18 protein-coding genes and 1 tRNA gene are annotated in these 20,566 nt (G+C 69.9%); 14 read left to right on the top strand and 5 right to left on the bottom strand.

What is annotated here, in order from left to right; genetic code table 11:
• The first annotated feature begins 67 nt into the window (after positions 1–67).
• The 5 genes from BZY54_RS20975 to BZY54_RS20995 all read left to right on the top strand — a co-directional run bounded on the left by BZY54_RS20975 (position 68) and on the right by BZY54_RS20995 (position 3,375).
• Positions 68–262 carry a hypothetical protein gene (locus tag BZY54_RS20975; protein ID WP_086726725.1) on the top strand — a complete coding sequence of 65 codons (195 nt, stop codon included), beginning with the start codon at positions 68–70 and terminating at the stop codon, positions 260–262.
• A gap of 14 nt (positions 263–276) precedes the next feature.
• Complete coding sequence (locus BZY54_RS20980) at positions 277–549, top strand: SpdD protein (RefSeq protein WP_086726726.1); 273 nt, start codon at positions 277–279, stop codon at positions 547–549.
• 131 nt (positions 550–680) lie between these two features.
• Positions 681–1,997, top strand: coding sequence for a replication initiator (locus BZY54_RS20985; protein WP_086726727.1), 1,317 nt, complete (start codon positions 681–683; stop codon positions 1,995–1,997).
• On the top strand, positions 1,994–2,206 hold the full coding sequence (locus BZY54_RS20990) for an excisionase family DNA-binding protein (RefSeq protein WP_086726728.1): 213 nt from the start codon (positions 1,994–1,996) through the stop codon (positions 2,204–2,206). The genes BZY54_RS20985 and BZY54_RS20990 overlap by 4 nt, the downstream gene beginning before the upstream one ends.
• Positions 2,206–3,375: a tyrosine-type recombinase/integrase gene (locus BZY54_RS20995; RefSeq protein WP_086726729.1), complete on the top strand. Its 1,170-nt coding sequence runs from the start codon at positions 2,206–2,208 to the stop codon at positions 3,373–3,375. Before BZY54_RS20990 ends, BZY54_RS20995 begins: the two co-directional genes overlap by 1 nt.
• A gap of 49 nt (positions 3,376–3,424) precedes the next feature.
• Here BZY54_RS20995 and BZY54_RS21000 read toward each other — a convergent pair.
• A tRNA-Gly gene (locus tag BZY54_RS21000) sits at positions 3,425–3,498 on the bottom strand.
• Between the two features lie 538 nt (positions 3,499–4,036).
• Here BZY54_RS21000 and dcd point away from each other — a divergent pair.
• Both dcd and BZY54_RS21015 read left to right on the top strand, forming a co-directional pair.
• On the top strand, positions 4,037–4,612 hold the full coding sequence (dcd, locus tag BZY54_RS21010; protein WP_086726731.1) for a dCTP deaminase: 576 nt from the start codon (positions 4,037–4,039) through the stop codon (positions 4,610–4,612).
• Between the two features lie 14 nt (positions 4,613–4,626).
• Complete coding sequence (locus tag BZY54_RS21015) at positions 4,627–5,136, top strand: phosphoribosyltransferase (protein ID WP_086726732.1); 510 nt, start codon at positions 4,627–4,629, stop codon at positions 5,134–5,136.
• Positions 5,137–5,327: 191 nt separating this feature from the next.
• On the opposite strand, the gene BZY54_RS21020 is transcribed toward BZY54_RS21015, so the two are convergent.
• The 3 genes from BZY54_RS21020 to BZY54_RS21030 form a co-directional block, all read right to left on the bottom strand.
• Positions 5,328–6,926, bottom strand: a complete 1,599-nt coding sequence (locus BZY54_RS21020) for a phytoene desaturase family protein (RefSeq protein ID WP_086726733.1) — start codon at positions 6,924–6,926, stop codon at positions 5,328–5,330.
• A gap of 288 nt (positions 6,927–7,214) precedes the next feature.
• Complete coding sequence (locus BZY54_RS21025; protein WP_086726734.1) at positions 7,215–8,216, bottom strand: Yip1 family protein; 1,002 nt, start codon at positions 8,214–8,216, stop codon at positions 7,215–7,217.
• Between the two features lie 96 nt (positions 8,217–8,312).
• Complete coding sequence (locus tag BZY54_RS21030; protein WP_086726735.1) at positions 8,313–9,782, bottom strand: VCBS repeat-containing protein; 1,470 nt, start codon at positions 9,780–9,782, stop codon at positions 8,313–8,315.
• A gap of 353 nt (positions 9,783–10,135) precedes the next feature.
• On the opposite strand from BZY54_RS21030, the gene BZY54_RS21035 reads away from it, so the two are divergent.
• A complete protein-coding gene (locus BZY54_RS21035) occupies positions 10,136–10,465 on the top strand; it encodes an antibiotic biosynthesis monooxygenase family protein (protein WP_086726736.1) in 330 nt (109 codons plus the stop codon).
• A gap of 105 nt (positions 10,466–10,570) precedes the next feature.
• Here the strand turns inward: BZY54_RS21035 and BZY54_RS21040 are convergent, their stop codons facing one another.
• A complete protein-coding gene (locus BZY54_RS21040; RefSeq protein ID WP_086726737.1) occupies positions 10,571–12,853 on the bottom strand; it encodes a (Fe-S)-binding protein in 2,283 nt (760 codons plus the stop codon).
• A 206-nt stretch (positions 12,854–13,059) separates the two neighbouring features.
• Here BZY54_RS21040 and BZY54_RS21045 point away from each other — a divergent pair, with 206 nt between their 5' ends.
• The 6 genes from BZY54_RS21045 (at position 13,060) to BZY54_RS21070 (ending at position 20,438) form a co-directional block, all read left to right on the top strand.
• Positions 13,060–14,442, top strand: a complete 1,383-nt coding sequence (locus BZY54_RS21045) for an MraY family glycosyltransferase (protein ID WP_086726738.1) — start codon at positions 13,060–13,062, stop codon at positions 14,440–14,442.
• Between the two features lie 197 nt (positions 14,443–14,639).
• Positions 14,640–16,487: a molecular chaperone DnaK gene (gene dnaK / locus BZY54_RS21050; protein WP_086726739.1), complete on the top strand. Its 1,848-nt coding sequence runs from the start codon at positions 14,640–14,642 to the stop codon at positions 16,485–16,487.
• Entirely contained in the window at positions 16,484–17,161 is a 678-nt protein-coding gene (grpE, locus tag BZY54_RS21055; RefSeq protein WP_086726740.1) for a nucleotide exchange factor GrpE, read from the top strand. Before dnaK ends, grpE begins: the two co-directional genes overlap by 4 nt.
• A 93-nt stretch (positions 17,162–17,254) precedes the next feature.
• On the top strand, positions 17,255–18,427 hold the full coding sequence (gene dnaJ / locus BZY54_RS21060; protein WP_086726741.1) for a molecular chaperone DnaJ: 1,173 nt from the start codon (positions 17,255–17,257) through the stop codon (positions 18,425–18,427).
• A 5-nt stretch (positions 18,428–18,432) separates the two neighbouring features.
• Positions 18,433–18,882, top strand: a complete 450-nt coding sequence (locus tag BZY54_RS21065; RefSeq protein WP_086726742.1) for a heat shock protein transcriptional repressor HspR — start codon at positions 18,433–18,435, stop codon at positions 18,880–18,882.
• 452 nt (positions 18,883–19,334) lie between these two features.
• On the top strand, positions 19,335–20,438 hold the full coding sequence (locus tag BZY54_RS21070) for a sugar ABC transporter substrate-binding protein (protein WP_167414036.1): 1,104 nt from the start codon (positions 19,335–19,337) through the stop codon (positions 20,436–20,438).
• Positions 20,439–20,566 lie beyond the last annotated feature (128 nt).

Raw genomic sequence — 20,566 nt, forward strand, 5'->3', positions numbered from 1 at the left:
GGCCGCCGCCGAGCTGGCCGCCCGTACCCACCGCTGCCACGTCCGCTGACCCCCCCCGGGAGCTCCCGTGACCGTCTCACTGCCGCTCGTCCTGGTCCTGGGCCTCATCGCCTGGGGCGCGGTCAGGTTCCTCGGCGTCCGCGTCTGGCTCGTCGTCGTGATCGCGCTGTTCGGCTTCCTGCTCTCCCACACCTTCCTCGCCCCGGCCATCGACTCCGGCACCCGCTCCGGTGTCGACGTCGTCAACGGCACCCACGACTGACAAGGAGATACGCCGTGCTCCGTCCCAAGCTGCCCGACGCCCCGGCCCTGCCCACGTCGAACACCGTGAACACCGTCGGCACCACTCCGCACAACCACGCCCCGGTGCCCTCCGCCCACCGCACCCTCGCCCCGTACGTCGGGGCCGGCGCCGGTGCGGTCGCCGCGGTGGTCGTCGTCGGCGTCGTCCTGACCGCGCTCCTGGCGGCGGTCGCCGTCACGGCCGTGTCCGTGGCCATCGCCGCCGTCGTCCTGCGCTCCCTCGTCAACGGCGCGAACAAGCGCTGACCGGCCGCCGGGGCGGCAACAAGCCGCCAAGCATCCCGCCGCCCCGGGGCCGTCCCTCCCCACTGCCGAAACAGCCGAAAGGAACACCCATCATCACCCGGCAGACTCCGCCCCCGCTGGCGGAACTCTCCATGCTGGCCTCCCTGGGCACCCTGCCCGAGCTGGCCCACCAACTGTCCGGCCTGGGCGGCTGCACCCGCCCGGTACGCCTCGACGGCCACCGCACCGAGCACGCGGTCGACACGGCAACCGGCGAGATCGGCCGCGTCCTGCACCACCTGGACTCGGCCGCCCTCCCCGCCGGACAGCTCCTCGTCCGCTGCAACAACCGCCGGGCCACCCGCTGCCCGGCCTGCGCCGAGACCTACCGCCGCGACACCTTCCACCTGATCACCGCCGGACTCCGCGGCGGCAAGGGCACCCCCGAACGGGTCGGCACGCACCCGCGCGTCTTCGCCACCTTCACCGCCCCCGGCTTCGGCCCGGTCCACAACCGGCCCACCGACGGCCGGGGCACGGTCCGCCCCTGCCGCTGCGGCACCCGCCACGACCAGGACGACGACGTACTCGGCACCCCGCTCGACCCGGACCGCTACGACTATGAAGCGGCCGTCCTCTGGAACGCGCACGCCGGTGCCCTCTGGCGGCGCTTCTCGATCTACCTCCGCCGGGAGGTCGCCAAGCGGGCCGGGCTCACCCAGCGTGCTTTCCGCGACCACGCGCGCGTGTCCTTCGCGAAGGTGGCGGAGTACCAGAAGCGCGGGGCCGTCCACTTCCACGCGGTCATCCGCCTCGACGGCCCGGAAGGCGGCGACACTCCACCGCCGGCCTGGGCGACGGCCGAACTCCTCACCGACGCCATCCGCGCGGCCACCCTCGCCGCCCAGGTCGACGGCCCGGAGATCGACGGACGGGCCCACACCTTCGCCTTCGGCCGACAGCTCGACGTCCGTACGATCCGCTCGGCCGACTTCGACGGCGGCCAGGAACTGACCGAGCGGGCCGTCGCCGCGTACATCGCGAAGTACGCCACCAAGGGTGCCGAGACGGCGACCGGCACCCTGGACCGGCCGATCAGGTTCCTCGCCGAGCTGGCGCAGGCCCGGCTCACCGAGCACGCCCGCCGCATGGTCCGCACCGCCTGGACCCTCGGCGCACGGCCGGAACTGGCAGACCTCCGCCTGCGCGCCTGGGCCCACATGCTCGGCTTCCGCGGCCACTTCTCCACCAAGTCCCGCCGCTACTCCACCACCCTCGGCGCGCTCCGCGACGCACGCGCGGAATGGCGCCGGGCCCAAGCCGCAGCGACGGCCGAGCCCCAGCATGGCGAAACGACTCTCGTCCTCGCCCACTGGGCGTTCGCCGGTACCGGCCTCAGCACCGCCGAAGCCTGGCTCGCCGCCTCCCTCGCACCCGCCCCCGGCACGGAAGGAGAGCCGACCACATGACCGACCGCTACCTGTCCGTCGACCAGGTCGCCGAGCTGCTCGGCACGACTGCCCGCTTCCCCCGGCGGCTCATCGAGGAACGGCGCATCCGGTACGTGAAGGTCGGCCGGCACGTCCGCATCCCCGAGAGCGCGGTAGCGGAGTTCGTCGACTCGCACACGGTGCAGCCGCTGAGGCGTCCCCGTGCCCGCTATGGGAGGGCCGCCTGATGGCGAACGACAAGGGGCGGCGACGTCGCTTCGGAGCGATCCGACGGCTTCCCTCCGGCCGGTACCAGGCACGTTATCCGGGGCCGGACGGCGTCATGCGTCCGGCTCCCTTCACCTTCGAGACGACGGCGGACGCCGATGACTGGCTCGCCGAGAAGCAGACCGAGATCCGTCGGGGTGAGTGGCGGGACCCCGAAGCGGGTGCGGTGAGCTTCCGGGCCTACGCGGACAAGTGGGTGGAGGAACGGGAACTGGCCCCGCTCACCCAGGACCTGTACCGGTACCTCCTCGACAAGCACCTGACCGCCTTCGCGGACCTGGACCTGGACGAGATCACCGCGCCTCGTGTCCGTGAGTGGCGTGCTGAACGGCTCCGGGCCACGGGTGGCAAGACGATCACCGCCAAGGCGTACCGGCTCCTCAAGGCCGTCATGGAGACGGCCGTTGACGACGAGCTGATCCAGCGCAATCCGTGCCGGATCAAGGGCGCCGGAAAGGAGAAGGCGGCCGAGCGGCGTATCGCCACCGTCGCCCAGGTCGACGCGCTCGCCGAAGCGGTGGGGATGCGGTGGCGGCTGATGGTCTACCTCGGTGCCTACGGTCCGATGCGGCCGGAGGAGCTGGCCGGCCTCCGCCGCCGGGACGTCGACGTGGATGCCCTCCGCATCCGCGTCCGCCTCGCCGAGCCGGAACGGATGAACGGGCGACGGGTCCAGGGCGACACCAAGTCGGAAGCCGGAACCCGGACTGTGATCCTTCCCGCATTCCTCCACCGCGAGCTGCGCTGGCACCTGGAGTCGTTCGCCGAGCCGGGCCCGGAGGGGCTCCTCTTCGTCGGCGAGAAGGGCGCCCCCTTCCGGCGCAGCACCTTCGGGCGACGGTGGCGGAGGGCCCGGGAGATCGTCGGCATGCCCGACGGCTTCCGCTTCTACGACCTCCGGCACACCGGACACACACTCTCGACCCGTTCGGGCGCCACCCTCAAGGACACGATGGTGCGGGCCGGGCAGTCCTCCGAGAAGGCCGCGCTGATCTACCAGCACTCCGACGACGAGCGGCAGGAAGAGGTCGCCGCCGGCCTCGACGCGACCGTACGGAAAGCGCGGGCTGCCGCAGCGAAGAGGACGGGCGACAAGCCTTCTGGCACGAATCTGGCACGCGGCGAATGACGGAAGCGCACAGCAAAAAGGCCCGGGTCTCTGACCTGGGCCTTCTTCATGGAGCGGGTGACGAGAATCGAACTCGCGCTCTCAGCTTGGGAAGCTGATGTTCTACCATTAAACTACACCCGCGTAAGACGCCGACAGCGGTCGGTGTCCGGTGCTCGCTCACTGTACCTCATCCCTGGCCCCCGGTGTCGTCCGCCGTGGGGCCTGCGGTGTTTCGGGAGGCCATGAGGGCTGCGGGGGAACCGAGTTGGGGCGTACGGTGGAGATGTGGGGGAGGGTGCTCGCGGGGTCGGAGTGCCGCGTGGAGGGTCATCTCTTTGATCCCGTAGTGTGGCTTTTGTCGTCAGGCGGCAGAAGGCCAGACGCGGTTCTGGGGAAGGGACTCAAGGGCTTGATGGAGCGCACCGTCGTCCGTTGTGCCGAAGGGCACGTGTTCAGCACCGCTTCGTTCCCGATGCAGCAGGCCGAGCGGCTCGGCCCCGGTCGGCTCGTGAGGTGTCCACGCTGTGCCAGGCTCCGCAGTGCGGTGCCGGTGATCTTGGAGAAGCGGTAGAGCCGCAGAGCGGCGGAGGGAACAGATAGCGCGGTGGAGGACCGCGCAGTCGGCGCGTGGGGTCGTCCTGATTGTGGGGGCTCCGCGCGCCTTGCGTATCCTCGGGGCGTGCTTCTCTCAGACAAGGACATCCGGGCCGAGATCGACGCCGGGCGGGTGCGGATCGATCCCTTCGACGAATCCATGGTGCAGCCGTCCAGCATCGACGTGCGCCTCGACCGCTTTTTCCGGGTGTTCGAGAATCACCGCTACCCCCACATCGACCCCTCCGTCGAGCAGCCGGACCTCACCCGGCTCGTCGAGCCCGAGGGGGAGGAGCCGTTCATCCTGCACCCCGGGGAGTTCGTGCTCGCCAGTACGTACGAGGTCATCACGCTGCCCGACGATCTCGCCTCCCGGCTGGAGGGGAAGAGCTCGCTGGGCCGGCTCGGGCTCGTCACCCACTCGACCGCCGGCTTCATCGACCCCGGCTTCTCCGGGCACGTCACGCTCGAGCTGTCGAATCTCGCCACCCTGCCGATCAAGCTGTGGCCCGGCATGAAGATCGGGCAGCTGTGCATGTTCCGGCTCAGCTCGCCCGCCGAGGCCCCGTACGGCAGTGAGCGCTACGGGTCCCGTTACCAGGGACAGCGCGGGCCCACCGCCTCGCGTTCCTACCTCAATTTCCACCGGACCCGGGTCTGAGGGGCACCACCGACATGAGCGACGTACGAGAGAACCTCACCTACGAACGGTTCGGCACCGCGGTCCGCGAACTCGCGCAGATCATCGCCGACGACGGGTACGAGCCCGACATAGTGCTCAGCATCGCCCGCGGCGGAGTCTTCGTCGCCGGCGGGCTCGCCTACGCCCTGGACTGCAAGAACATCCACCTGGTGAACGTCGAGTTCTACACCGGTGTCGGCACCACGCTCGAGATGCCCGTCATGCTCGCGCCGGTGCCGAACGTGATCGACTTCTCCGACAAGAAGGTGCTGATCACCGACGACGTCGCCGACACCGGCAAGACGCTCAAGCTGGTCCGCGACTTCTGCCTGGACACCGTCGCCGAGGTGCGCAGCGCCGTCATCTACGAGAAGTCCCAGTCGCTGGTCAAGTGCGAGTACGTCTGGAAGCGCACCGACGACTGGATCAACTTCCCGTGGAGTGTCTTGCCTCCGGTGCACAAGTCGGGCGAGGCGCCGAAGGAGAACAAGGAAGCGCTCTGACCCACCGTGGCCGGCCGACGAGGTGGGGACGGTTCGGGGACCGGCCTGAACGCCTGTGAACGAGGCTGAACGAGACGGGAACTGAGACGGGCCGGGCCGTGTTGACTCGGGCTTCACACGCGGTCGGTGGCGGAAGCGGGCCGTAGTGCCGTCGACGTGGGTGACCGGGCAGATCCCCACCTCACCGCGTGTCAGCGGCGGCTGCCCCGGCGCCCACCACGGATGAGGTGCTGGGCCACGAGGTGCCCCGACCCGGCGCCGAGGCCGGGGCCGGGGTGGGTCGAGGCGCCGATGTGCCACAAGCCGGGTACAGGTGTGGCGTGCCGGGCCGCGCCCGGTAGGGGGCGCCACAGCAGGGCCTGGTCGAGTTCGGCCGAGCCGCCGTAGGGGTCGCCGTCGACCGCGTTCGGATTGTGCGCCATCAGGTCCGGCGGTGTGACGGCGTCCCAGGCGAGTAGCTTCTCCGGCAGGTCGGGCGCGTGAAGCGCGATCCTGGCCAGGACCCGTTGGACGTATCCCTCGGTCAGCTCCTTCGTCCAGCGGCCGTGGGCGTCCAGTTCGCCCGCCGCATCGCCGATCGGCTTGTAGGGAAGTTCTTGGAGCTGGATCCACAACGTCGCCGCGCCGTCCGGCACGCGTGAGGGGTCCAGGACATACTGCTGGCCGACGACCAGAGTGGGCCTGCGCGGCAGCAGCCCCGCCTCTGCCTCCGCGCACGCGATCGCGGTGCTCGCGGACCCGTCGCTGAGGTGGACCAGCGGTACGCCGGCCAGGCGCGCATCGCGCCAGCCGAGCGGGGCGGAGAGGGCGACGTGGAGCTGCATCGCAGCGCGTCCGTACCGGTAGCGCAGGGCCTCGTCGCGGATGGCGGGCGGGACGGGCGCGTCCCGTGGCAGAAGCTCGCCGTACAGCGCGGTCGGGGTTACCGAGACCAGGACGGCGTGGCGGGCCCGGATGGTCTCGCCGTCGGTGGCGACGCCCATGACCCGGCCGCCTGCGAGGAGCAGCCGCTCCGCCGACTGCCCCGTGGAGATGTGCACCCCGAGCTCGCCGAGCAGTGCCTCGAAGGCGCGGACGAAGTTCCGGGCGCCGCCCGCCACCACGGGCATGCCGAAACCGTGAAGGGTCGCGGCCATGACAGGCAGCATCACGCCGCCCAAGGCGTGGTCCGGAGACAGTCCGGCGTGCAGCAGCCACGGTATCCACAGCACATCAGGCTCGTCGCCGCGGAAGGTGCTGCGGCAGTAGGAGCGGCCGCTGGTCACGGCGGCCCGCAACCACTCCTCGGTGCCACTGAAGCGCTCGCGGCGCAGCAGTTTCACCACATGCCGGAGCACACGGGGCGAGCGTGGCTCACCGCCCAGGATGCCGCCCAGTGCGTCGGCGTTGTCGAGGAACCTCTGCAGCAGGGTGAGGTAGGCGGTTCGGTCCTCGGAGTGGCCGAACATCTCGGCGGTGGCCGCGGGGTCGCGGTGGGCGAGGACCACGCGCCCCTCGTCGGTGACGGTGCCCGTGATCAGTCCGTCGGTGTTGCGATACTCCAAACCGTGACGGTGCAGGTCCTCACCGAGGGCGGCGTAGGCCCCGCCCGACACGAACAGCGGGTGCCACGAGGAGTACGTGTCGTGCAGGTAGCCAGGCAGAGTCCGCTCCTCGGTGGCGATGAAGCCGCCCAGCCGGTCGCTGCCTTCGATGAGGGCCACCGACCAGCCGCCCTTGGCCAGCTGGGCAGCGGCAACCAGGCCGTTCACACCGGACCCGATCACGACCGCGTCGAAGGTAGGTGTCATCAGCGCTCCTCAGACGTGAGGGGTGGGGGCCAAGGCTCCGCCTGAGCGAGCCACCACCGGCGAGGGCGAGGGCGCGGCCCTCGCCAGTACAGCCTTCCCCTCAGGCGCCGGGCTGTCCAACGCTTGCAGCCACCGCCCCAGGCCCTGACAGCGAGGTGGTGGCTGCACTCCGAGGTGACGAAGATGAAGCCCGTCACGCCACCCGCTCTGGAAGGGCCGTGAGAGGTCAGTGGAAAGGGCCCCGGCGGCAAGTGCCGGGGCCCTTTCGGAGTTCACGTGCGGGCACGTTCAGAACGTGCCCAGTTTCACGATCGAGAGCAGTGCGATCAGCTGGATCGCCGAGGCGCCCAGGGCCTTCGGCCAGGGCAGGTCGTGGGAGCGGCCGACCATGAGGGTCAGCAGGGCGCCGCCCGCCACCCAGGTCGCCCAGCCGAGCACCTGGACGAAGCCCGCGTCGCCGCCGAGGAACATGGCGACGAGCAGACGCGGCGCGTCCGTGAGGGACATGATCAGCATGGACAGGCCGACCGTGGGCTGCCAGGCCCCGTCGCCGCCGAGCTGCCGGGCCAGGGTGTGGGTGACCACGCCCAGCACGAAGGAGCTGATCACCATGGCCACGGCCGTGACAACGACGATCGGGATCGCGTTGGAGAGTGTGGCGTGGATCGCGTCCTGCCGGGCGCCGTCGAAACCGAAGACCGCCAGCAGGCCGTAGAGGAACGTCACGATGAGGGCGGGACCCCACATCGTGTAGTCGCGCATCTGGAGGAACGTCTGCTGCGGGGAGAGGATGATGCCGCGCAGCAGGTCCTTCCAGTGCAGGCGCGGGCCTATCGGTCCGGCCGGGGCCGAGCCCGCGCGGTACGTCCCGCCCTGGGTGTACGGGTCCTCGCCGATCGCGAACGCCTGCGTGTGACCCGGGTTGTTGGCCGCGTACGGGTCGGCTCCGCCCTGCGGATGGGCGCCGCCGTCTCCGAAGTACTCCGGCTCGCCCTGACCGCCGTAGCCGCCCCCGCCGGCCTGGGGCCACGGGCCGGCGCCCGGCCCGCCGCCTCCGTACTGCGGTCGCTGCTGCGGGTACGGCCGTGGCGCCGACGGGTAGCCGTACGACGGCGCCTGGCGCGCCTGCTGTCCGTACGGGGGTTGTTGGGGGCGCGTTTGCGGGGCCCGGTTGTCCCGGCCGCCGCGTCCGTTCCTGAATCCAGCCACGTCGTCGAACGTACCTGGTCCAGGAGAGTGGCGTGCCGGGCCCGGGCATCCGGGCCCGGCTTTGCGGCCGAGCTGTGACATCCCCTAAGGGAGCCGCCGGACGGCTCTCCTACCTGAGTACCGCTGCGTTATCGGGGATGGTCGGAGGAACGGCGGAGGCCGGGGCCCCCGAGGGGGTCAGTCTCCGAAGTTGGCGCCGAAGAGAGGGGTGCCCGCCGTCGAGACGCCCGCGTCGCTCGGCATGATCATGCGGTCCCCGCTCGTGGTGATCTTCTTGCCGTTGGAGGGCAGGTAGAGGACCGCGCCGTCACCGCTGTTCTCCGCCGAGCCGGCGATCAGGTCGGCCCTGCCGTCGCCGGTGACGTCGTCGAGCTTCACGTCGAGGCCGAGCTGGTCGTACTTCTCGTCGTTGCCGGGGACGCCCGGATTGCTCTGCGCGAAGGACTGGGCGCCGGAGGTGCTGATGCCGGACTTGGAGCCGTAGAGGATCGTGAGCATGCCGGTGTCGGTGTGACCGTCGATGTCCTCGCCGGGGGAACCGATCACCAGGTCCAGGTACTTGTCCCCGTTGATGTCGCCGAGGTCCAGCTCGTAGCCGAAGGCGTCGTTCTTCTCGGCGTTGCCGGGCACGCCCGGTGTGTCCTGGGTGACGCCGGTGGCCGAGCCGGGGCCGCTCGCCGTGCCGTAGGTGATCCAGACCTTGCCGCCCTTGCCGGAGTAGGGGACCGGTGTGCCGTCCTCGGTGGTGGTCTCCCACTCGGCGCCGCTGACGATGTCGCCGTAGCCGTCGTGGTTGATGTCACCGATCGCGGTGATCACGCCGGGCCTGAGTTCCTCGGCGGAGGCCATGCTCAGTCCGCTCGCGGTGCCGGGGACCCAGTAGTTGCGGATCCAGCCGTACTCGGTCTGGTTTTCGAAGCCGTCGACGACCAGGTCGGTGCGGCCGTCGCCGTTGACGTCGCCGGCCGTGAGGTTGAGCGGCCGGGAGCCGGATACGATCGGCGGCTTGATCGTGTACGTGCCGCCGGGCTTGCCGACAGAGCTGAAACCGCCCTTGAAGACATAGACGGTGGTGCTGCTGTTGCCGACGGCCAGGTCGGCCTTGCCGTCGCCGTCGAAGTCGCCCGCGGCGAGGAAGCCGCCCCAGTTGTCGTGGGAGGACGGGGCCGGGTCGGCGACCATGGTGCTCTTGCCGGTGAGGCCCTTGGCCGAACCCCACAGGAGGGTGATGCTGCCGGCGTCGGCGTCGCTGCCGACGTCCTCGCGCGGGGAGCCGACCGCGAGGTCGTCGTAGCCGTCGTTGTCGAAGTCGGCGTAGGCGGAGTCGGAGCCGAACGCGTCGTCGGCCTCGGCGGCGCCGGGGACACCCGTCGTGTTCTGGCTGATCGTGGAGCGCTTGGCGCCCGATATGCCGGTGGAGCTGCCGTAGAGGACGACCAGCTGGCCGGCCTCCTTCTTCCCGTTCACGTACGCGCCCCCGGCGGAGAACGCGACGTCGCCCTTGCCGTCGCCGTTGAAGTCGGCCTGTGGGACGACGGTGGAGTCCGCGGCCGTGGCCGGGGCGGCCGCCGCGAACGTGAGCAGGCCGCCCGTCAGCGCTGCGGCCGTGGCCGTCGCGAGGGCGATCCTGCGGTGGTGCTGGAGCATGCGAGTTCTCCTGCGGCATGCGGGATGCCTGGCGGGCATCCTCGGTCGATGGTGGGCCGATCGCCTGTGTTCGCGGGGAGTTGGCGCCGCGTTCACGGCGGGTCGGCGATCAGGAGACCTACGGAGATGCGTATGGGTTGTATGTGTGTTCGATAAGTCTTCGAGGTTGTCGTGATCCGAGCTGTTGTGCGACCGACGGCGTGATGCGAGTGGTCACTGGTCCGAGTGGTCACTGGTCCGAGCGGTCCTCCGGACGCAGCGGTCAGGTGACCCGGGTGGTCCGTGCTCCCCCCGCGGTGGGTGGCCGGGGGTGTCCCGGGTCGCTCCGGCGTCGCACCGGGCAGGATGGGCCCATGAGCGTAGTCAAGATCAATGTGCTGACCGTGCCCGCCGGGCAGCGGGAGACGCTGGAGAAGCGGTTCGCCTCGCGTGCCCACGCCGTCGAGAACTCCGACGGGTTCGAGTGGTTCGAACTCCTGCGTCCCGTCGAGGGCACCGACACCTACCTCGTCTACACCCGGTGGCGGGACGAGGAGTCGTTCCAGGCCTGGATGGAGGGGCCGATGAAGGCCGCTCACCAGGGTTCGGGCGAGCAGGGCGGGGAGCGGCCCAGGCCCGCTGCCTCCGGCTCCACCCTGTGGTCCTTCGAGGTGGTGCAGCAGGCCGCGCCCAAGGGCGCGTAGGCGCCCGGCCGAAGGGCGCGCAGACCGCGCCGGAACAGAGCGGCGCCCCCATGCCCGTTCGCGTACGACGGGCACGGGGGCGTCGGTCGTCGACCGAGCGGGCCGCTACTTCACCGGCTCCGGCTCCGGGGCGCTCTCGCTGGCCGCCTCGCCCGCCGGGTCGACCGGGGTCTTGACGGAGTCGAGCAGGAGCTGGGCGACGTCCACGACCTGGATGGACTCCTTGGCCTTGCCGTCGTTCTTCTTGCCGTTGACCGAGTCGGTCAGCATGACCAGGCAGAACGGGCAGGCGGTGGAGACGATGTCGGGGTTGAGGGAGAGGGCCTCGTCGACGCGCTCGTTGTTGATGCGCTTGCCGATCCGCTCCTCCATCCACATCCGGGCGCCGCCGGCGCCGCAGCAGAAGCCGCGCTCCTTGTGGCGGTGCATCTCCTCGTTCCTGAGGCCCGGGACCTTGCCGATGATCTCGCGCGGAGGCGTGTAGATCTTGTTGTGGCGGCCCAGGTAGCAGGGGTCGTGGTAGGTGATGATGCCCTCGACCGGGGTGACGGGGATCAGCTTGCCCTCGTCGACCAGGTGCTGGAGCAGCTGGGTGTGGTGGATGACCTCGTAGTCGCCGCCGAGCTGCGGGTACTCGTTGCCGATCGTGTTGAGGCAGTGCGGGCAGGTGGCGACGATCTTCTTGGCCGACTTGGGCTTCTTCGACTCCGCCGTGACGTTGCCCTCGTCGTCGGTCTCCTCGCCGAACGCCATGTTCAGGGCCATGACGTTCTCCATGCCCAGTTCCTGGAACAGGGGCTCGTTGCCCAGGCGGCGGGCGGAGTCACCGGTGCACTTCTCGTCGCCGCCCATGATCGCGAACTTCACGCCCGCGATGTGCAGCAGCTCCGCGAAGGCCTTGGTGGTCTTCTTCGCCCGGTCCTCCAGGGCGCCCGCGCAGCCGACCCAGTACAGGTACTCGACCTCGGTCAGGTCTTCGATGTCCTCGCCGACGACGGGGACCTCGAAGTCGACCTCCTTGGTCCACTCCAGGCGCTGCTTCTTGGCCAGGCCCCAGGGGTTGCCCTTCTTCTCCAGGTTCTTGAGCATCGTGCCCGCCTCGGACGGGAACGCGGACTCGATCATCACCTGGTAGCGGCGCATGTCGACGATGTGGTCGACGTGCTCGATGTCCACCGGGCACTGCTCCACGCACGCACCGCAGGTGGTGCACGACCACAGCACGTCCGGGTCGATGACGCCGTTCTCCTCGGCGGTGCCGATCAGCGGGCGCTCGGCCTCGGCCAGCGCGGACGCAGGGACGTCCTTCAGGGCTTCCTCGGAGGCCTTCTCCTCGCCCTCCACCGTCTTGCCGCCGCCGGCCAGCAGGTACGGCGCCTTGGCGTGGGCGTGGTCCCGCAGCGACATGATCAGCAGCTTGGGGGAGAGCGGCTTGCCGGTGTTCCACGCCGGGCACTGCGACTGGCAGCGGCCGCACTCGGTGCAGGTGGAGAAGTCCAGCAGGCCCTTCCAGGAGAAGTGCTCGACCTGCGAGACACCGAAGACGTCGTCCTCGCCCGGGTCGGTGAAGTCGATCGCCTTGCCGCCGGAGGTCATCGGGAGCAGCGCGCCGAGGGAGGTCTCGCCGGTGGCGTTGCGCTTGAAGAAGATGTTCGGGAACGCCAGGAAGCGGTGCCAGGCCACACCCATGTCGGTCTTCAGGCCGACCACGATCATCCAGATGAACGACGTCGCGATCTTCAGGCCGGCGAAGAAGTAGGTGAGGTTCTGGAGCGTGGAGACGTCCATGCCCTTCAGCCACGACACGACGTGGTAGGAGATGAAGAACGAGGCCTCGTAGGAGTCCACGTGGTGCTGGGCGCCTTCGAGGGCGTGCAGCATGAAGATGCAGACGCCGACGATGAGGATGACGGCCTCGACGAAGTACGCCTGGCCGAAGTTGGAGCCGGCGAAGCGGGACTTGCGGCCCGGGTCGCGCGGGTGGCTCAGCTGGCGGATCGCGATCAGGACGAGGATGCCGACGACCGTCATGGTGCCGATGAACTCGACGTAGACGTTGTACGGCGCCCACTCGCCGATGACCGGCAGGATCCAGTCCGCCTTGAACAGCTGCCCGATCGCGTTGACGATCGTCAGCAGCAGGGTGAAGAAGCCCACCGCCACGAACCAGTGCGCCACACCGACGACGCCCCAGCGGTTCATCCGGGTGTGGCCGAGGAACTCCCTGACCACGGTGATGGTGCGCTGTGTGGGGTCGTTGGTCCGCGTTCCGGCCGGTACCGACTGGCCCAGCCGCATGTAGTTGTAGATCTGCAGGAGGGCGCGGCCGAACAGTGCCACGCCGACCACGATCAGGACCAGCGACACGATGATCGCGGCGAGTTGCATTGGGGCTCCTGTGAGGCGGCCTCGAAATTACTAAGCGGTAACTTATGCAGTCCGTTTGAGACTACCCCCATCCTCCGTCGCAATGTAGCCGGGTGCGGGGTGATCTGGGTCGCTGGGGGTCGTCCGAGAGACCCCTTGATGATCCAATTCCTTCCTGATCGTGTTATTCACACCCAATCGACCGATATACCCCTAATTTAAGAGGCGTGCTCTATGGGATCGCGACCGCCACCTCCGCCCTTCTTCTTGCCGCCGTGCTCTCGGCCCTGCTCCGGGCGCCCGCGCTGCGCCTGGGGATGGTCGACCGGCGAAGGGTCCGGCCGGTGCCGTTGCTCGGCGGGGTGGCTGTGGTGGGCAGCACCTGCCTGGTCGCGGCGGCCGGCGGCTGGACGGGTGCCGCGCCGCTGGGCGACGGGGTGGGCAGGCTGCTGGTGGCGGGCGCCGGGGTGGCCGTCCTCGGGCTGGTCGCGGACGTGTGGCGGCTGAAGGCGCGGTTCCTGCTCGTCGGAACGGCCGTCGCGGCGGCCTTCGTGGTGCCCTACGACGAGACCGGAGTGCCGGCGGGCATCGCCGCGGTGGGCTGGATCGCCTGTGTGGCCGCCGCCTTCCGTGGGCTCGACCACGCCGACGGCCTCGCGGGCACGGTGGGCGTGCTCACCGCGTTCGGTGCCGGCGCGTGCGCGGCGGCCGAGATGATGGACGACCTCGCCGTGCTGCTCAGCGTGCTGGCCGCCGCCCTCACCGGCTTCCTGATGCACAACTGGCATCCGGCGCGGATGGCCTTCGGCGCGTGCGGCTCCCTGTTCACCGGGTTCCTGCTGGCCTCCGCCGCGGTACTGGTCCGTACCGGGTACGACGCCGGGTCCACGGCGGCCGTGCTGTTCGCGCTCACCGCCGTGGCGACCGCCGACGCCGTCCTCGTCGTCCTCTCCCGGCGGCTGGCGGGGCGCCCGGTGCAGCGCCGCGGCCCCGACCACCTCGCCCACCGGCTGCGCCGGCTGGGACTCACTCCGCCGGGCGCGACGGTCCTGCTGGGCGCCGGCACGTTCGTCACGGTTCTGGTCGGCGTCCTGGTGCACACGGACTGGCTGGCGCCGGTGGGCGCGCTGTGGCTGGCGGGCGTCGTCCTGGCGGCCGTCCTCGGCCTGCTGTGCGTACGGGTGTACGGCCCGCGCCGCCCCACCGAACTCCACGGCACGGCCACCAGGTCCCGTACGGGGGCGCAGGGGACGGCCCCGCGGTCGCGCGCGGCGACCGGGGGCCCGGGCACGGCCACCCGCTCGCGTACGGCGGCCGACGGATTCGGCACCGCGACCCGATCGCGTACGGTCGAGGGGTACGGCGCGGCCACCCGGTCCCGTCCCGCCGATCCGTACGGCACCGGAGTCCGGGCTGCCGCCCGTGTCCACGGAGGCGGGGGCGAGGGTGCCGACCCGAGGTCCTCGGGAACCGTGGGAACTCTCCGGAGCCCCGGAGTCGTATCAACTCCTGGGGCCGTGGGCGCCTCCGAAGCGGTGCGCGCCTCCCGTGCCCCCCGGGCTCCGCAAACAGCTCACATCACGCAAACCCGGCGGCAGTACGCCTCGTAGATCTCCGTGCCGCCCGCGTCTCCATGCGAATATCCCCGCACCGCCGCCCCGGCGGTCAGTGTTTCCGCAGGTCGGAGCGCCCTTGCGTGTAAGGGCTGGATAAGAGTTGAGTCGATCTGACTCAGGTCTGTTGACCCAGCTGCGGGCGTCATGCACACTTGAGTCCGTTCCACTCAAGTCAGCTGGAGGAATTCACCATGGCACGTGCGGTCGGCATCGACCTGGGCACGACTAACTCCGTCGTCAGCGTTCTGGAGGGCGGCGAGCCCACCGTCATCACCAACGCCGAGGGCGCCAGGACCACGCCGTCCGTCGTCGCCTTCGCCAAGAACGGCGAGGTGCTGGTCGGCGAGGTGGCCAAGCGTCAGGCCGTGACCAACGTCGACAGGACCATCCGGTCGGTCAAGCGCCACATGGGCACCGACTGGAAGATCAACCTCGACGGCAAGGACTTCAACCCGCAGCAGATCAGCGCCTTCGTGCTGCAGAAGCTGAAGCGGGACGCGGAGTCCTACCTGGGCGAGAAGGTGACCGACGCGGTCATCACCGTCCCCGCGTACTTCAACGACGCCGAGCGTCAGGCCACCAAGGAGGCCGGCGAGATCGCCGGCCTGAACGTGCTGCGCATCGTCAACGAGCCGACCGCCGCGGCGCTGGCCTACGGCCTGGACAAGGACGACCAGACCATCCTGGTCTTCGACCTCGGTGGCGGTACCTTCGACGTCTCGCTGCTGGAGATCGGCGACGGTGTCGTCGAGGTGAAGGCCACCAACGGTGACAACCACCTCGGTGGTGACGACTGGGACCAGCGTGTCGTCGACTACCTGGTCAAGCAGTTCCAGTCCGGCCACGGCGTGGACCTGTCCAAGGACAAGATGGCCCTCCAGCGTCTGCGTGAGGCGGCGGAGAAGGCCAAGATCGAGCTGTCCTCGTCCACCGAGACCTCGATCAACCTGCCCTACATCACCGCGTCCGCCGAGGGCCCGCTGCACCTGGACGAGAAGCTCACCCGGGCCCAGTTCCAGCAGCTGACCGCCGACCTGCTGGAGCGCTGCAAGACGCCGTTCCACAACGTCATCAAGGACGCCGGCATCTCCATCAACGAGATCGACCACGTCGTCCTCGTCGGTGGCTCCACCCGTATGCCCGCCGTCGCCGAGCTCGTCAAGGAGCTGACCGGCGGCAAGGAGGCCAACAAGGGCGTGAACCCGGACGAGGTCGTCGCCATCGGCGCCTCGCTCCAGGCCGGTGTCCTCAAGGGTGAGGTCAAGGACGTCCTGCTCCTCGACGTCACCCCGCTGTCCCTCGGCATCGAGACCAAGGGCGGCATCATGACCAAGCTGATCGAGCGCAACACCACGATCCCGACCAAGCGCTCGGAGATCTTCACCACGGCCGAGGACAACCAGCCGTCGGTGCAGATCCAGGTCTACCAGGGCGAGCGCGAGATCGCGGCGTACAACAAGAAGCTCGGCATGTTCGAGCTGACCGGTCTGCCGCCGGCCCCGCGCGGTGTCCCGCAGATCGAGGTCTCCTTCGACATCGACGCCAACGGCATCATGCACGTGACCGCCAAGGACCTGGGCACGGGCAAGGAGCAGAAGATGACCGTCACCGGCGGCTCCTCGCTGCCGAAGGACGAGGTCGACCGCATGCGCGAGGAGGCCGAGCGCTACGCGGAGGAGGACCACAAGCGCCGCGAGGCCGCCGAGGCCCGCAACCAGGGCGAGCAGCTCGTCTACCAGACCGAGAAGTTCCTCAAGGACAACGAGGACAAGGTCCCGGGCGAGATCAAGACCGAGGTGGAGTCCGCCGTCAGCGAGCTCAAGGAGAAGCTGAAGGGCGAGGACACCGCCGAGATCCGCACCGCCACCGAGAAGGTCGCCGCCGTCTCCCAGAAGCTCGGCCAGGCGATGTACGCCGACGCCCAGGCCGCGCAGGCCGCGGGCGGTGCCGGTGACGCCGGTGCCGGCGAGGCGAAGGCCGACGACGACGTGGTGGACGCCGAGATCGTCGACGACGAGCGCAAGGACGGTGCCGCGTGACGGAGGAGACCCCGGGCTTCGACGAGCAGCAGCCCGACGTCCCCTCCGGCGCCACCTCCGACGACGCCGAGCCGAAGGCCGCCTCCTCCGCCAAGGAGGAGGGGGCGGCCCCGGCCGGGGACGCCGCTCAGCCGGCCGGCCTGACGGCCCAGCTGGACCAGGTGCGTACGGCGCTCGGCGAGCGCACCGCGGACCTGCAGCGGCTGCAGGCCGAGTACCAGAACTACCGCCGCCGGGTCGAGCGCGACCGGGTCGCGGTCAGGGAGATCGCCATCGCGAACCTCCTGACCGAGCTCCTGCCCGTGCTCGACGACATCGGGCGCGCGCGGGAACACGGCGAACTGGTGGGCGGTTTCAAGTCCGTCGCCGAGTCGCTGGAGACCGTGGCGGCCAAGATGGGACTGCAGCAGTTCGGCAAGGAGGGCGAGCCCTTCGACCCGACGATCCACGAGGCGCTGATGCACTCCTACGCGCCGGACGTCACCGAGACGACGTGCGTGGCGATCCTGCAGCCCGGGTACCGGATCGGCGAGCGCACCATCCGTCCCGCGCGGGTGGCGGTGGCCGAGCCGCAGCCGGGCGCCCAGACGGTCAAGCCGGCCGAGGAGTCCGGCAAGGCCAAGGGCGACGGTCAGGGCGAGGACAAGGACAGCGGTGGCCCTGAAGAGGGCTGACGTCAAAGGCGTCATAGGCGCCGCGGCACCCTCGGGTGCCGCCGGCGTCGCGGGCGTCATCAGTGACGACGCAGGAGAGGAGGGGCGTCGGGGATGAGCACGAAGGACTTCATCGAGAAGGACTACTACAAGGTCCTCGGCGTCCCCAAGGACGCCACCGAGGCCGAGATCAAGAAGGCGTACCGGAAGCTCGCGCGCGAGTTCCACCCGGACGCCAACAAGGGCAACGCCAAGGCCGAGGAGCGCTTCAAGGAGATCTCCGAGGCGAACGACGTTCTCGGCGACCCCAAGAAGCGCAAGGAGTACGACGAGGCCCGCACCCTGTTCGGCAACGGTGGCTTCCGCCCCGGGCCGGGTGCCGGCGGCGGCTCCTTCAACTTCGACCTGGGCGACCTCTTCGGAGGCGGCGCCCAGGGCGGGGGCGGCTTCGGCGGCGGACTCGGTGACGTCTTCGGGGGCCTGTTCAACCGGGGCGGTACGGGTGCCGGCACCCGGACCCAGCCGCGGCGCGGCCAGGACATCGAGTCCGAGGTCACGCTGAGCTTCACGGAGGCCATCGAGGGCGCCACGGTGCCGCTGCGGATGTCCAGCCAGCAGCCGTGCAAGGCCTGCTCGGGCACCGGCGACAAGAACGGCACGCCGCGGGTGTGCCCGACCTGCGTCGGCACCGGCCAGGTGGCGCGCGGCTCGGGCGGCGGCTTCTCCCTGACCGACCCGTGCCCGGACTGCAAGGGCCGCGGACTGATCGCGGAGAACCCCTGCGAGGTCTGCAACGGCTCGGGGCGCGCCAAGTCGTCCCGGACGATGCAGGTCCGCATCCCGGCGGCGGTGAACGACGGGCAGCGCATCCGGCTGCGCGGCAAGGGCGCGCCGGGCGAGCGCGGCGGACCGGCGGGCGATCTGTACGTGGTGGTGCACGTCGGTGAGCACCCGGTCTTCGGGCGCAAGGGCGACAACCTGACGGTCACCGTGCCGGTCACGTATCCGGAGGCCGCGCTCGGCGGCGACGTCCGGGTGCCCACGCTGGGCGGGCCGCCGGTGACGCTGAAGCTGCCTCCGGGCACGCCGAACGGCCGTACGATGCGGGCCCGCGGCAAGGGCGCGGTCCGCAAGGACGGCACCCGCGGCGACCTGTTGGTCACCGTGGAGGTGCGTGTCCCCAAGGACCTGTCGGGGAAGGCTCGTGACGCGCTGGAGGCGTATCGCGAGGCGACCGCGGGCGAGGATCCGCGGGCGGAGCTGTTCGAGGCCGCGAAGGGAGCATGAGGGAGATGGACGGCCGCCGTCGCAACCCGTACGAACTGACGGAAGACACACCGGTGTACGTCATCTCCGTGGCCGCGCAGCTGTCGGGACTGCACCCGCAGACCCTCCGGCAGTACGACAGGCTGGGCCTGGTGTCTCCCGACCGCACCGCCGGGCGGGGCCGCCGCTACTCGGCCCGCGACATCGAACTGCTCCGCCAGGTGCAGCAGTTGTCGCAGGACGAGGGCATCAACCTGGCCGGCATCAAGCGGATCATCGAACTGGAGAACCAGGTCGCCGCGCTGCAGTCCCGCGTCGCGGAGCTGCAGTCGGCCCTGGAGGGCGCCGCGGCCACGATGCGTCAACGCGAGGCCGCCGTCCATGCCTCCTACCGCCGGGACCTGGTCCCGTACCAGGAGGTCCAGCAGACCAGCGCGCTGGTCGTGTGGCGCCCGAAGCGGCAGCAGACCGACTGACAAGCACAGGGCAACGGCCACGAGGGGCCCGGAGACGACGGTCTCCGGGCCCCTCGGCCATGCCGTGGTGACGCGGTGGCCGAGAGCGATCCGCGGGCGGTGGCGAGGGCGAGCGCGATGACCGTTGTGCCTCTGGCCGACTTCATTCGGTTCTCCGCTCGGGACGGGAACGACGGTTCGAGAGCGACGTGTTCCCGACTCGCCGGGCATGGCCTCGGTTGTACGGATCTTTCCCCGTCGGTGAACGTCCGTTCGATGGAGAGTCCGTAAAGGGTGTTTGGAGGAGATTGCGCGAGGGTTCGCAGGGCCTTCACGCGGGAAGCGGAGCGTGGTGTTGTCATCTCGTTAAGTGGTTCCGCTTGACGGCGGTGGGCGCCTCCGCGTTGGCTTTTCAGTCACCTGGGTCGCAATGCTGCGCCCTCGTCCGGAAGGCACCAGAAGTGAGCACCTCGATGCGTCGTATCGCCATAGCCGTGGCCGCGCCCACGCTGACCTTCTCGCTGGCCGCCTGCGGGGCGCTCGGCGGTTCAGGGAGCAGCGCCGGCGCCAGCCCGACCAAGGGCAACGACGTGAGGGTGGGCCTGCTGCTGCCGGAGACGGCGAACACGCGCTACGAGAAGTTCGACTACCCCATCATCAAGAACAAGGTGGCCGACCTGACCCGCAAGCAGGGCAAGGTCGAGTACGCCAACGCCGGTGCGGACGCGGCCAAGCAGGCCGTCCAGATGCAGAAGATGATCGACGACAAGGTCGATGTCATCCTGCTCGACGCCGTCGACTCGCACGCCATCGCCGACGAGGTGAAGAAGGCCAAGAACGCGGGCATCCCGGTCATCGCCTACGACCGGCTCGCCGAGGGCCCGATCGACGCCTACATCTCCTTCGACAACGAGCTGGTCGGCGAGGTGCAGGGCCGCTCCCTGCTGGAGGCGCTGGGCTCGAACGCCGGCTCCGCCAAGATCGTCATGATGAACGGCTCGCCGACCGACCCGAACGCCAAGCAGTTCAAGCAGGGCGCTCTCACCCAGCTGAACGGCAAGGTGACGATCGCCAAGTCCTACGACACCAAGGACTGGAAGCCGGAGAACGCCGAGGCCAACATGGCCGAGGCGATCCGTGCGATCGGAAGTGACAACATCGCCGGCGTCTACTCGGCCAACGACGGTGTCGCCGGCGGCATCATCAAGGCACTCAAGGCCGCGGGTGTCACCAAGCTGCCCCCGATCACCGGCCAGGACGCCGAACTCGACGCGGTGCAGCGGATCGTGACCGGCGAGCAGTACATGAGCGTGTACAAGTCCTACCCGACGGAGGCGGAGAACGCCGCCGAGATGGCCGTCGCCAAGGTCCAGGGCAAGGACATCCAGTTCGACGCCCTGACCCGGGACAAGGTCGGCAACGCCACCGTGAAGAACATTCCCGCACAGCTGGTCCCCGTGGTCGCCCTGACCAAGGGGAACATCCAGGACACGGTCATCGCCGACGGCATCTACAAGGTCTCCGACATCTGCACCGCCAAGTACAAGGCCGCCTGCGCGCAGGCCGGGCTGAAGTAGGGGCCCGTACGCGTCGGGCGAGGCACGCCGGCCGACTGCCTCTCGCCCCGCCGTGCGAACGGCCGTACACATGGACGTTTTTGGCGGTTTCCGGTGCTCGGCGCCCAGGGAGCCGTGTTGCACAGCTG

Origin of the sequence: Streptomyces carpinensis (genome assembly GCF_002154505.1) — a bacterium.
GTDB classification, from domain to species: domain Bacteria; phylum Actinomycetota; class Actinomycetes; order Streptomycetales; family Streptomycetaceae; genus Streptomyces; species Streptomyces carpinensis.

Coding starts and splice junctions, on each gene's coding strand:
- BZY54_RS20985 (WP_086726727.1), top strand. CDS start 681: ATGCTGGCCTCCCTGGGCACCCTGCCCGAGCTGGCCCACCAACTGTCC.
- BZY54_RS20990 (WP_086726728.1), top strand. CDS start 1,994: ATGACCGACCGCTACCTGTCCGTCGACCAGGTCGCCGAGCTGCTCGGC.
- BZY54_RS20995 (WP_086726729.1), top strand. CDS start 2,206: ATGGCGAACGACAAGGGGCGGCGACGTCGCTTCGGAGCGATCCGACGG.
- BZY54_RS21015 (WP_086726732.1), top strand. CDS start 4,627: ATGAGCGACGTACGAGAGAACCTCACCTACGAACGGTTCGGCACCGCG.
- BZY54_RS21020 (WP_086726733.1), bottom strand. CDS start 6,926: ATGACACCTACCTTCGACGCGGTCGTGATCGGGTCCGGTGTGAACGGC.
- BZY54_RS21025 (WP_086726734.1), bottom strand. CDS start 8,216: ATGTCACAGCTCGGCCGCAAAGCCGGGCCCGGATGCCCGGGCCCGGCA.
- BZY54_RS21030 (WP_086726735.1), bottom strand. CDS start 9,782: ATGCTCCAGCACCACCGCAGGATCGCCCTCGCGACGGCCACGGCCGCA.
- BZY54_RS21035 (WP_086726736.1), top strand. CDS start 10,136: ATGAGCGTAGTCAAGATCAATGTGCTGACCGTGCCCGCCGGGCAGCGG.
- BZY54_RS21040 (WP_086726737.1), bottom strand. CDS start 12,853: ATGCAACTCGCCGCGATCATCGTGTCGCTGGTCCTGATCGTGGTCGGC.
- dnaK (WP_086726739.1), top strand. CDS start 14,640: ATGGCACGTGCGGTCGGCATCGACCTGGGCACGACTAACTCCGTCGTC.
- dnaJ (WP_086726741.1), top strand. CDS start 17,255: ATGAGCACGAAGGACTTCATCGAGAAGGACTACTACAAGGTCCTCGGC.
- BZY54_RS21065 (WP_086726742.1), top strand. CDS start 18,433: ATGGACGGCCGCCGTCGCAACCCGTACGAACTGACGGAAGACACACCG.
- BZY54_RS21070 (WP_167414036.1), top strand. CDS start 19,335: ATGCGTCGTATCGCCATAGCCGTGGCCGCGCCCACGCTGACCTTCTCG.